The sequence below is a fragment of the Achromobacter sp. genome, from assembly GCF_057314935.1.
In genome coordinates, this window is the sequence record NZ_DBHKZA010000039.1 from 22,378 (window position 1) to 33,543 (window position 11,166).

The 11,166-nt window shown below is 65.6% G+C and carries 12 protein-coding genes; 1 reads left to right on the top strand and 11 read right to left on the bottom strand.

Going from position 1 to position 11,166, the window contains the following annotated elements; translation table 11 throughout:
* Positions 1–27: 27 nt before the first annotated feature.
* Complete coding sequence (locus tag ACO6D5_RS16000) at positions 28–402, top strand: thioredoxin family protein (protein WP_006222300.1); 375 nt, start codon at positions 28–30, stop codon at positions 400–402.
* A gap of 60 nt (positions 403–462) precedes the next feature.
* Here ACO6D5_RS16000 and ACO6D5_RS16005 read toward each other — a convergent pair whose 3' ends face one another.
* The 11 genes from ACO6D5_RS16005 to ACO6D5_RS16055 all read right to left on the bottom strand — a co-directional run bounded on the left by ACO6D5_RS16005 (position 463) and on the right by ACO6D5_RS16055 (position 11,028).
* Positions 463–1,050 carry a YigZ family protein gene (locus tag ACO6D5_RS16005; RefSeq protein WP_315846904.1) on the bottom strand — a complete coding sequence of 196 codons (588 nt, stop codon included), beginning with the start codon at positions 1,048–1,050 and terminating at the stop codon, positions 463–465.
* Between the two features lie 33 nt (positions 1,051–1,083).
* Positions 1,084–1,890 carry a transporter substrate-binding domain-containing protein gene (locus tag ACO6D5_RS16010; RefSeq protein ID WP_485825910.1) on the bottom strand — a complete coding sequence of 269 codons (807 nt, stop codon included), beginning with the start codon at positions 1,888–1,890 and terminating at the stop codon, positions 1,084–1,086.
* A gap of 15 nt (positions 1,891–1,905) precedes the next feature.
* Positions 1,906–2,679, bottom strand: a complete 774-nt coding sequence (locus tag ACO6D5_RS16015; protein WP_485825911.1) for an ABC transporter permease — start codon at positions 2,677–2,679, stop codon at positions 1,906–1,908.
* Entirely contained in the window at positions 2,676–3,674 is a 999-nt protein-coding gene (locus tag ACO6D5_RS16020; protein ID WP_315846906.1) for an ABC transporter substrate-binding protein, read from the bottom strand. Before ACO6D5_RS16020 ends, ACO6D5_RS16015 begins: the two co-directional genes overlap by 4 nt.
* Positions 3,675–3,741: 67 nt before the next feature.
* The gene (locus ACO6D5_RS16025) at positions 3,742–4,512 is read right to left on the bottom strand and encodes an ABC transporter ATP-binding protein (RefSeq protein ID WP_485825912.1); all 771 of its coding nucleotides are present in this window, start codon (positions 4,510–4,512) and stop codon (positions 3,742–3,744) included.
* Positions 4,513–4,644: 132 nt separating this feature from the next.
* Entirely contained in the window at positions 4,645–5,862 is a 1,218-nt protein-coding gene (locus ACO6D5_RS16030; RefSeq protein ID WP_485825913.1) for an MFS transporter, read from the bottom strand.
* Positions 5,863–6,128: 266 nt separating this feature from the next.
* Positions 6,129–7,733, bottom strand: a complete 1,605-nt coding sequence (locus ACO6D5_RS16035; protein WP_006222307.1) for an ABC-F family ATPase — start codon at positions 7,731–7,733, stop codon at positions 6,129–6,131.
* Between the two features lie 205 nt (positions 7,734–7,938).
* Entirely contained in the window at positions 7,939–9,042 is a 1,104-nt protein-coding gene (locus ACO6D5_RS16040; RefSeq protein ID WP_485825914.1) for an LD-carboxypeptidase, read from the bottom strand.
* Positions 9,039–9,521, bottom strand: coding sequence for a tRNA adenosine(34) deaminase TadA (gene tadA, locus ACO6D5_RS16045; RefSeq protein WP_485825915.1), 483 nt, complete (start codon positions 9,519–9,521; stop codon positions 9,039–9,041). The genes ACO6D5_RS16040 and tadA overlap by 4 nt, the downstream gene beginning before the upstream one ends.
* A gap of 28 nt (positions 9,522–9,549) precedes the next feature.
* Positions 9,550–10,398, bottom strand: coding sequence for an HAD family hydrolase (locus ACO6D5_RS16050; RefSeq protein WP_315846910.1), 849 nt, complete (start codon positions 10,396–10,398; stop codon positions 9,550–9,552).
* A gap of 105 nt (positions 10,399–10,503) precedes the next feature.
* Positions 10,504–11,028: a hypothetical protein gene (locus ACO6D5_RS16055; protein WP_485825916.1), complete on the bottom strand. Its 525-nt coding sequence runs from the start codon at positions 11,026–11,028 to the stop codon at positions 10,504–10,506.
* Positions 11,029–11,166 lie beyond the last annotated feature (138 nt).

Consider the following 11,166-nt stretch of genomic DNA (forward strand, 5'->3'; position numbering starts at 1 on the left):
CGCCGCGCTCCGCGGCAAGGATCCAAAATGAGTATTGTTGAACTCACCAAAGACAGCTTCCAGGACGCCATCACCCCCGACGGCACCCTGATCGTCGACTTCTGGGCTCCCTGGTGTGGCCCCTGCCGTGGCTTTGCGCCCGTCTTCGAGCAAGCCGCGACCGAGCACACCGACGTCACGTTCGCCAAGGTGAACACGGACGTAGAGCAGGAATTGGCCGGCGCCCTGGGTATTCGCTCGATTCCCACGCTGATGGTCTTCCGTGAGAAGGTCCTGCTGTTCTCGCAACCCGGCGCCTTGTCGGGCGGCCAGCTGAACGAGCTGCTCGCCAAGATCAAGGAAGTGGACATGGAAAAGGTCCATCAGGAAATCGCCGCGGCGCAAGACAGCCAAAACGCGTAACCATGCAAAGGGGCCCGTTCAAGGGCCCCTTTCTCTTGCTCGCACGCCCTTCGGGCCGGGTCACGACACCAGTTCCCAGGCCGAACGTCCCCGCGTGATGTTGGCGACGGTGACCTCCAGGTCACCCACCACGGCGCGGGGCGCGACGAAGCGCAGCGCCACGCCGTCTTCATTGAAATCTTCCTGTTGGATGACCGCGCCCGCTTGCGCCAGGCGCGACTTCAGCAGTGCCAGCTCCGCAAAGCCGCAGGTGCAGGTGACGGTTGCGAGGTCCACGATTTCGGTCCGATCGCCCAGACGCAGGCAATTCGCCGCGCATCCCCCGTACGCCCGCACCAGTCCGCCGGCCCCCAGCTTGATGCCGCCGTACCAGCGCACCACCAGCACCGCCACGCGGTCCATGTCCTGCCCTTCGATCGCTTGCAGGATGGGGCGGCCCGCCGTGCCGCCGGGTTCGCCGTCATCATTGAAGCGGTATTCCTGACCGATGCGATAGGCCCAGCAGTTGTGGGTGGCCTCGGGGTCGCTGCGCTCGGCGAAGAACCGCATGGCCTCGTCCACCGTCGAGACCGGCGCGGCGTAAGCGGCAAAGCGGCTTTTCTTGATGTCTTCCTGATAGGAGCAAGGAACGGTCAACGTGTGCGTCATGCCCGGCATTGTAAGTGCTGGCGCGAAGCCGTTCTAACCGTGGCAGTCGGCCACTTCCTGGTCCAGATAGACGTCGAAAGCGACATCGCGCGCCCATTTTGCCGTCATTGCCTTCCAGGCTCCGGCACGGTCCCAGGCCCGCATCTCGTCCGCCAGCAGCGCGCGTCCAACCGTGTCGTCGGCCGCCAGCAACCACACGCGTTCGCGTCGAGCGCCGTCCGCAGCCAGTGTGGACGAGAATTTCTTCCACTCTGGAAACCGGACCAGGGGCTCCCAGACGGCGTCATCCACCAGGCCGATATCGCAGTTGCCTTCGCGCACGGCGACCAGCGCGTCGGACGGCACGCGGTACGTGCGCACCACCGCCCCCCAGCTTTCGGCCAGGGTGCGGGCTTGCGTCGCCGCCTCGGCCACGCAGACACTGCGGCCGCGTACGTCGGCGGGCTTGCGCATCGTGGTGTCACTGCGGATCAGCGCCTTGGGACGCGCGCCGTAGCCCGTGGTTTGCACCGCAACGGTTTGCGGCTGGGCACCCGCGCCATCGGCCAACACCAGATCCACCTGCCCCGCCGCCAGCGCGGTGGCGGCTTGGTCTGCCGGCACCTGCCGCAATCGCACCGGCAAGCCCAGCCGCAGGCCGAGCTTGTCGGCCATTTGCGCATCCAGGCCATCAGGGGTGCGGATCTTGGCGCCCGCCGCGGGCGGCGGCGCCAGATACGGCACGCCCACCACCAGCTCGCCGCGCGCCTGGGCGGCGGCGAAGCCGGTGTTTTGCGCCTGCGCGAAGCCGGCAAACAGCGTGCAGGCGGTCAGGACAACAAGGCGAATCCGGCGATTCATGCAAGGCTCCGGCACTTAGACGTACTGATAGCGCAACAGGCGGTGCTTGAGGTTTTCAAGCACGAACAGGTCGATCAGCGCGGCCAGCACGGCGATGACCAGGATGTTGGTCATGACGCCGGTCATGTCGGCGATTTCGCCCGAATACGCCAGCGAACGGCCCAGGCCCTTGCCAAAACCGATCAGCATTTCCGCCGAGATCAGCGCACGCCAGGCATTGCCGAACGCCAGTTGCGCGCCCGTGATCAGTTCAGGCATCACGGCCGGCAGATACACGCGCTTGACGAGGCCCCAGCGCGTGGCGCCCATGACGCGCGCCGCGGACACGTGCACGCGCTGCACGGATTCGGTGGCGTTCATCACGCTGAGCGCGGCCGGAAAGAACGCCGACAACGCGACCACGACGATGATGGGCGTATTGCCGAAACCCATCACGATCAGGAACAGCGGCACCCAGGCGATCGAGGGGATCGACTGCAAAATGACGATGGCGCTGCGCAGCACTTCACGGAAGAAGAACAGCACCGCGGCCACCAGGCCGAAGCCGATACCCGCCGCCAGCGCCAGGCCGTAGCCTGCGCCCAAGCGGCCGAGCGTGCCCAGCAGGCTCTGATGGAACGATTGCTTGCCCAGGTCTTCGAACAGGCGCTGGACCACTGCAGGCACGCCTGGCATCAGGAAATCGGGCAGCGCGAACGCGGCCAACTGCCACAGTGCAAGAATGAACAGGACGCCCAAAACGCCCGCAAGATGCTTGCGGGCGCCGGTCACTCGGGTAGACGAGCTCAAAGTTTGCGCGCCTCTTGCCAGGACAGGTCGACGATGCTGGACACGTCATACGGCTTGCCGTCGCGCGTCTTCAGCGAACCCTGGGCCTGCAGGATGTCGGCGATTTCCTGCATGCGCGCCGTGTCCTTCTCGGTCAGCTTGGGCGTGAACACCTGCGTGCTGATCGCTTCGGTAATGACGGTTTCACGCGGCAGTTCGCCACGGTGCAGGGTCTTGAGCGTGGGCTCGGCGATGAAGTAGGAGGCGATCAGCTTGGAGGCCTGCGCGGGCTCTTTCTGCAGCAGCGTGATAGCCTGGTTCTGCGCGTCCAGCGCCTTCCACACATCATCTTTGCGCTTGGCCAGCGTTTCACCCGAGGTGATCACGACCATGCACGGGAATGGCCAGGCCTGGCCCACTTCGTAGATCTGCTTGACCGGCGCCACCAACTGCGCGATGCGGTCGTAAGGTTCGAACAGGAAGGCCGCGTCCACGCGCTTGCCCACCAGCGATTGAACGGCCACGGCGGGGCTCACGCCCATGACGTTGACGTCGTCCGCGCCCAGGTTGCCTTGCTTGAGCACGACGCCCTTCAACACGACGTCTGCGGTGCTGCCTTCGGCCTGGGACGCCAGCGTCTTGCCCTTCAGGCCCGCGATGTCCTTGATGCCGGAATCATCGCGCACGATCAGCGAGTGATAGCCTTGCTGCGCGCCACCCACGACTTTCAGGTCCGCGCCCTTGGAGGCCCAGGCCACCGCGTTGGTGAAGCCCAGCACGCCGATATCCAATTGGCCGCCCACGATCGCCTTGATCAGGTCGGTGCCCGACTTGAATTCGATCAGCTCGGAGTCCAGGCCGGCTTTCTGATAGAAGCCGCCCTCTTGCGCCACGATCGCCTGCGCGTCGTCCATCACGCGCAGATAGCCCACGCGGAATTTCTCGGCCGCCATGGCGGGGGCCGCCGCCAGCAGTGCCGCAGCCAGCGGCAGGGTCAGCCATTGCTTCAATTTCATGAGAGGAGCTCCAGGGAATTCAAGATCGGCGGCGCCACGGCGCCACCGGAACGAAAAAGGGGGAAGGTCAGGCAGCCAGCGCCAGATCGGAGTGGGCTTGCGAGCCGTCCACCGCGATGCCCAGCAGACGCAGGATCTCGCGCTTCTCGGCGGCCAGATCCGACAGGTCGTGGGTCTTCTGGCGATGAGCCAGGTTGAATTCGCGCAGCACACGCGCCGGGCGCGGGCTGAAGACGACGATGCGGTCGGCCAGGAACAGGGCCTCGTCCACATCATGCGTGACCAGCAGCACGGTCGGCTTTTCTTGCGCGATCAGCTGGCGCAGCACGTCCTGCAGGCTCAGGCGGGTCAGCGCGTCCAGCGCACCGAAAGGCTCGTCCATCAGCATCGTCTTGGGCTGCGCGATGAAGGCGCGCGCCAGCGCGGCGCGTTGGCGCATGCCGCCCGATACCTGATGCGGGTAGTAGTGTTCAAACCCACCCAGGCTGACCCGCGCAAGCCAGTGGCGGGCGGCCTCGCGGGCGCGCTTCTTGGGCGTGTTCTGGAATTCCAGCGCCAGCGCCACGTTGTCCTCGAGCGTCAGCCATGGATAGAGCGCGTGCTCCTGGAACACCAGCGTGCGGCTGGGATGGGGGCCGCTGACCGCCTGGCCATCGGCCAGGACGCTGCCTTGCGTGGGCTTTTCCAGGCCGGCCGCCAAATGCAGCAGCGTGGATTTGCCGCAGCCCGACGGGCCGACCAGGGCGACCAGTTCGCCGGTCTTGATTTCGCTGGTAAAGCCGTCCACAACGGGCAGGTCGCCGAAGTGCTTGTGGACATGGTCGAAGGTCAGGTTCATGGACGAATCGTGGGCGCGCGTGGAGAACGAGGCCTAAATCTAACAATTCGTTATATGAATTCAAACGATCAATATTGAATGTCTTAACTGCTTTTAGTTATTAGCTGCGGTGTGAAGCCTCCGCGCGCCCTGCTACCCCATGGCCCGCTGGCGCACGGCATGGCGCTGCAAGCCGAATGCAATCACAAAGCCCGCCAGCACGGCGACCGCGGCCGACAGGAAGATGGACGGGTAGCCGTAGCCGCTGGAAATGTAGCCCGCGACCGGCCCCGTCACGCCCAGGGCCAAGTCGAGGAATGCCGAGTACGCCCCCAGCGCCGCACCACGGCTGCCCGCCGGCACGCGCGCCACCGCCTCCACCCCGATGGCGGGGAACACCAGCGCAAAACCGCAACCGGTCAGCGCCGCGCCCAGCAAGGCGGCCGTAGGGTTGGGCGCCAGCCACAGCAGCAACAGCCCTGCGGCCTCGACCAGAAACGAGACCTGCGCCACGCGGAACCCGCCGAAGCGCGTGATCGTACCCGCAAGCAGCAGGCGCACGCCGATGAACGCGCAGCCGAAGGCGCTGAGCGCATGCGCCGCCCCCTCCCAGGAGAAGCTGGCGTAGTACAGCGCCACGAAGGCCGCCAGCGTGCCGAAACCGACCGAACCCAACCCCAAGGCCATGCCGTGCGGAAAGACGCGCATCACGACGCTCTTGAACGCCATGCGGTGGCCGCCCACGATCGCCACGGCGGCGCGCGATACCGCCAGGCCCAGCCCGGCCAATCCCAGCAGCAGCACCATGCCGCCCAGCGCGCCCATGCTCCATTCGGTTTCCAGCTTGACGCCCAGCGGCGCGCCCAGCGCCAGGCCGCCGTAGGTGCAGATGCCGTTCCAGGAGATAACGCGGGCGGTGTGCAGCGGGCCGACCCGCGCGATCGCCCAGGTAGCCGAACCCGTGCCGACCCAGCTTTCGCCGAAACCCAGCGCCAGCCGGCTGATGATGATGGCAGTCAGGCTCAGCCACCCGCTGCGTTCGAAGGCATAGGCCAGCAGCAGGAAAACGCCGCTGGCCGCGCACGCCACCATGCCGATCACGACCGTCTGCTTCGGGCCCACCGTATCGGCCATGCGGCCCGCGTGCGAGCGGCTGAGCAGCGTCGCCACGTACTGCACACTGATGGCCAGGCCGGCCAGCACTGAGCCATAGCCCAGGGTTCCGTGCACGTAGCCGGGCAACACGGCCAGCGGCAAGCCGATGGCCAGATAGCAGATGAAGGTGAAGAACGCGATGGAAACGATGCGCGCGGTCAACGCGAACGTCCCGATGGGGGCGCCATCGGGCGTGGTGTGGGGTGTGGGAGACATGAATCGGAAAGGCGGGCGGGGTGCGTCGTGCACCAGGGTTTACCCGGATGATAGCGCACGCCATATTGCAGCGCGCTGAACGTTCGCGGGCCGCGCCGCCGGCGATTCGGAAGTCGAATCGCACGCGCCGAAAACGATATTGGACGGGTGCCCCGGCAAATTACCGTGGACCCACACATGACGGGGCCCACCCCGATCGGAGCGAATCGGAAGCTAGCCCGCTGCCCCGCCGGCGATGCGGCGGGGCAACGGCGATCAAGCCGGAATCAGGCCTCGATGCCGCGCGATTCCAGATAGTCTTCGTAGCCGCCGCGGTAGTCGATGATCTCGCCCGAGGGCAGGATTTCAATCACGCGGGTGGCCAGACCGGACACGAATTCGCGGTCGTGAGACACGAAGACCAGCGTGCCTTCGTACTTTTCCAGTGCGAATTGCAGCGACTCGATCGATTCCATGTCCAAGTGGTTGGTCGGCTCGTCCAGCAGCATGACGTTGTGCCGGCCCAGCATCAGGCGGCCGAAGGTCATGCGGTTCTTTTCGCCGCCCGACAGCACCTTGGGGGCCTTGGGCAGATCGTCCGCCGAGAACAGCAGGCGGCCCAGCACCGAGCGGATCGATTGGTCGTCGTCGCCCGGCTGGCGATGGTCGCCCATCCAGTCCAGCAGGTTGATGTCGGTTTGCAGGAACTGGTCGGACACGTCCTGCGCCATGTAGCCCAGGTCTGCGTTATCGGACCACTTCACCGAACCCGAGTCCGGCTGCAATTCGGTGGCCAACAGGCGCAGCAAGGTCGTCTTACCCACGCCGTTGGCGCCGATGATGGCGATCTTTTCGCCGGCATCGACCATGGCCGAGAACTTGGTGATCACCGGCGCATCGTAGGCCTTGGTCAGGTTCTCGATGGTGACGGCCAGGCGGTGCATGACCTTGTTCTGTTCGAACCGGATGTACGGGTTCTGGCGCGACGACGGCTTGACCACGACCTGGTCGGCCTTGATGCGGTCGATCTGCTTCAGGCGCGACGTGGCCTGGCGCGACTTGGACTTGTTGGCGGCGAAGCGGCGGACGAAGTCCTGCAGTTCGGCGACGCGTTCCTTGGCCTTGGCGTTGTTGGACACCAGGCGCTCGCGGGCCTGCGTCGAAGCCAGCATGTAGTCGTCGTAGTTGCCGGCGTAGATGCGGATCTCGCCGTAGTCCACGTCGGCCATGTGCGTGCACACCTGGTTCAGGAAGTGGCGATCGTGGCTGATGATGATCATCGTGCTCTGGTAGCTGTTGAGCACATTTTCCAACCAGCGGATGGTGTTGATATCCAGGTTGTTGGTCGGTTCGTCCAGCAGCAAGACGTCGGGGTTCGAGAACAGCGCTTGCGCCAGCAGCACGCGCAGCTTCCAGCCCGGGGCGACTTCGCGCATCGGCAGGTTGTGCTGGTCCACGGCGATTTCCAGGCCCAGCAGCAATTCGCCGGCGCGCGCTTCGGCCGTGTAGCCGTCGTACTCGGCGAACTTGGCTTCCAGGTCGGCGGCGCGCATGTAATCGTCTTCCGTCGCTTCCGGGTTCGCGTAGATCGCGTCGCGCTCGGACATGGCGCCCCACATTTCGGTGTGGCCCATCATGACGACGTCCAGCACGCGCAGGTCTTCAAACGCGAACTGGTCCTGGCGCAGCTTGCCCAGGCGCACGCCCGGCTCAAGCGACACGTTGCCGGCGGAGGCTTCGAGGTCGCCGCCGATGATCTTCATGAACGTAGACTTACCGGACCCATTGGCCCCGATCAGCCCGTACCGGTTGCCTTCCCCGAACTTGACGCTGACGTTCTCGAAAAGGGGCTTGGGACCGAACTGGATGGTGAGATTGGCTGTGGATATCACGGTGTATTTGAGTCTGAGGGCGTCCGAAGACGCATGCGAGGAAACCCGATAGTGTAGCAAATGGGGCTACGGCCCCGATTTTCAATCTCTGGACGGGACCCTCAGCCATGGCGCTGCCCTGCCCCGATCAGGCCCCGCCCTGAATGAAAACGCCCCCGGGCCCGGCCGGGGCCAGACGTCGAGGGCGCGTCGCCGATGGCGGCGATCAGTGGTGGTGTTCGTCCAGCACCAGATGCGCCAGGCCCTTTTCAGTGGCGATGCCCACCTTCTGGCCGATCGGCAAGGTGGCCTTGGTGGCCACGTGCCCATAAGGCAGACCGGTGATGACCGGCACCTTGACCGTTTTGCGCAGCCAGGCCACGACTTCGTGCAGGTCGTAGCCCTTGTCGTGGGCAGCCAGTTTGTAGTCCGAAAAGCGGCCCAGCACGATCGCCTTCTGTTTGGCCAGCACGCCGGCCTGCCACAACTGGATCAGCATGCGTTCGACGCGGTAGGGATGTTCGGCCACGTCTTCCAGGAACAGGATGCCGCCGCGGATCTTCGGAAAGTAAGGGGTGCCCAACAGCGAGTTCAGCATCGCCAGATTGCCGCCCCACAGGATGCCGCGGGCGTCGACCGGGTCGGCGTCCTGCGTTTCGAAGCTGAGGATCTCAAGTTCGCCGCGCATGACTTCGCCGAACAGCGCTTCGGTCAGGTCATCGACCTTCTTGCCGCCGAAATCCGCCACCGCGGTCGCGCCGGTGTAGCTGACGGCCCCCGTCTGCGCCAGCAGGCCCAGATTGAAGGCGGTGAAGTCGCTCATGCCGACGAAGCGCTTGCCGCTGTCGGCCATCGCCTTCCAGTCGATCTGATGCAGCAGCCGGCCCAAGCCATAGCCGCCGCGCGTCACCATGACGATGGGCAGCTTCTGCTTGACGGCGCGCGCCAGGCTGGCCAGACGCTGAGCGTCGGTGCCGGCAAAGCGCTGGTGTTCCGCGTAGGCCGTGCGGTCCAGGGCGGTCTTGAAGCCCTGCTGTTGCAAGCGTTCGCGCGCCAGTTCCACCGTGGCCGGATCGCGCACGGCCGAAGACGGCGAGATCAGGTAGATGCCGCGGGCGTCCGGCAGCGTGTGGCTGTGCCCGTGGTCGTGGCTGTGGTCGTGGCCGCAGTTGTCATCGCACGCGGGGCCATGGCCGTGATCATGATCGTGGACGGCCGTCTTGGCCGCCGTTCTGGCCGCGGGCTTGGCGGCTGTTCTTGCGGCGGGCTTGGCGGTGCGCTTGGCGGCGGCGGCCTTCGTGCCCGCCTTGGCGGCTTTGGGGGTGCTCATGCGATGGATTCCTTGGCGCGGCGCTCCCGGAAGAACCGGCGCAGCAGGTCGCCGCAAGGTTCCGCCAGCACGCCGCCGGTGACTGAAGTGTGATGATTGAGTTTCGGGACCGACCCGACGTCCAGCACGCTGCCGCAGGCGCCGGTCTTGGGGTCGTAGGCGCCGAACACGACGCGCGCCAGCCGCGCGTGCAGCATGGCGCCGATGCACATGACGCAGGGCTCCAGCGTGACATACACGGTAATGCCCGGCAGCCGGTAGTTCTCCAGCTGGCGCGCAGCGTTGCGCAAGGCGACGATCTCGGCGTGGGCGGTGGGATCGTGGTCGATGATGGTGCGGTTGTAGCCGCGCCCCAGGATTTCACCCTTGGCGGACACGACCAGCGCCCCGACCGGCACCTCGCCGATGTCATAAGCGGCCTGGGCCTCTTCGAGCGCCAGGCGGATGTAGCGGGCGTCTTCTTCGGTCCAGGGCGTCACGGGCGTCGCGGCCGTCAGCGAACCGGCCTCAACCACGGTACACCCGGGACTTCAGCGCGATGCGGCCGGCCAGGCTGGTTACGGCCTCTTCCAGCCACTGGTAGAGTTCGGCCTGTTCGTCGTAGCGGGCCTGGTTCAGGTTGGACACCCGCCCTTCTTCGATGAAGCCCCAGGCGCGGCTGCGCTTGTCGCGGTGCTTAGGATCCCAGACGCCGAAGGCGAAACCGCCGGCGCGCCGGATCAGCGAAAAGCACGGGATGTCGGTATAGCCGTCGCCGACGAAGACCATCTGGTCGAAGGGCACGCGCAGGCGGTCTTCAGGCACCTTGCGGTTGACCTCGAAGGGCTTGTTGCGGAAGTCGCGCCCGATGATGCCTTTCTGGATATGGAACAGATAGCGCGTCTTGTCGGTGAAGCTGACGATGCGGCGCGGGAACGTGATGCCGCCGTCGTCGCCGTAGACGAATTCGGACGCCCAGATTTCCGTGAATTCATGCGCGATGGGCGTTGCGCGCACCACGTCGCCGATGCCGCTGGAGATCAGGTAGAACTCAAGCTGCACCTGCGGCTGCTCGGCGCGCACCGCCGCGCGCAGGCGCTGGAACAAGGTCGGCACGCCGTCGTGCAGTTCCAGGCGCGAGCCCCATTCCTGCAGACGCTGCTGCGTGATGCGCCCATGCGTGCCCGCCTGGGACAGCTGGATCATCTTGTACAGATAGGCGGGGACGGGATCCCAGTCCTGCTTGGACAGCAGCGGGTCGACCTCGTCTTTCCAGAACGAAGCCGTGTCCACGCCGATGCTTTCCAGGAAACCGGACGTGCTGTCCGAAGCCAGCGTGTCGTCGAAATCGAAAATCAGGGCGATGACGTCGGACATGGATGCATGAATAAAGGACGGAATAAGGGCGGGAAAAGCGCAACAGCCGCCATTTTGCCTGAATGCGGCGGCGGCTGTTGCGCCCTACCCGACCCTACGCGGCCATTATTGGCGCATCGGGGCGTTCATGGTGCCCGTGCCCGGGGCGGGCGCCATGCCGGGGGCCGGCGCCATTCCCGGAGCGGGCGCCATTCCCGGAGCCGGCGCCGTGGTGGCGGGCGGGACCGTACCGGCCGGCACCTGGATCACCGTTTCACGCAACACCCCGCCACCCTGGACGCTGCCGCGCACATTGGTGGGCGAGCTCATCTGCGTCAGGCAATCCTGGCGCGACTCGGCAGGCAGGCGGTTGCAACGGTCGACCATGTTCTGCTGGTGCTGGTCGGTGGAGCCTTCCTTCAGATTCTGGCGATTGGCTTCATCGCGCGCGGCGCCGGCTTCGCGCATGCAGGTCGCGCGATCCTGGTTGGTATTGCCGCTCTTGCATTTCGCCACGTCCTGCTCGTACTGGGACTGGATGGCGGCGCGGCCGATCGCATCTGCCGCGTGGACCGCGCCCGCGGCCAACATCAAGCCCGCCGCGCAAAGGGTTGCTGCGAGGCGTTTGGTATGCATGGGTCGTACGTTCATGGCCAGCTCCTTGATGAGAATTGAACCGTAAGCGGTCAAGACCACCTGCCCGTCCTGCCGCTCGCTTGCACCTACTATCCCACGATGCGGCGTCGGGGACATGTCCAGCAACTTGCATTCGTAAGGTTACGTATCAAG